The sequence below is a fragment of the Photorhabdus tasmaniensis genome (assembly GCF_011189505.1).
Lineage (GTDB): Bacteria > Pseudomonadota > Gammaproteobacteria > Enterobacterales > Enterobacteriaceae > Photorhabdus > Photorhabdus tasmaniensis.
Genome location: NZ_PUJU01000228.1, coordinates 1 through 420 on the forward strand (window position 1 = coordinate 1; position 420 = coordinate 420).

1 protein-coding gene is annotated in these 420 nt (G+C 53.8%); it reads right to left on the reverse strand.

The genetic code is table 11. From position 1 onward, the window contains the following. Positions 1-420: condensation domain-containing protein (locus C5471_RS23695; protein WP_166296708.1), on the reverse strand; the 420-nt coding region annotated here is incomplete at both ends.

Below are 420 nucleotides of genomic sequence, written 5' to 3' on the forward strand. Positions count from 1 at the left end.
GGGTTTCCGTCGCGTTCCAGGTTTCCAGCAACAGCCTGCGCTCCGATGGTGCCAGGATATCAATTTCCCCGATCCGCTGTTGAGCGTGAGCGACCATCTCTTGCAACACCGCGTGCAAATATCCCACCTGCCGCTCTATCGTCGATTGATCAAACAGGGCAGTCGCATAACTCAACGCACCGACAATCCGCCCCTCTTGTTCTGACAGATTCAGTTCAAGATCAAATTTGACAATATCAATATCAGAGACCTGATCGACCGGTGACACGGCCAGCCCCGGTAATTGCCAGGCCGTATTCTCATTGTTTTGCCAGGCAAACATTACCTGGAACAATGGCGTATGCGCCAGTCGGCGCGGCGGCTGCACGATTTCCACCACCTGCTCAAACGGTAAATCCTGGTGCTCCTGTACTGTCAAGG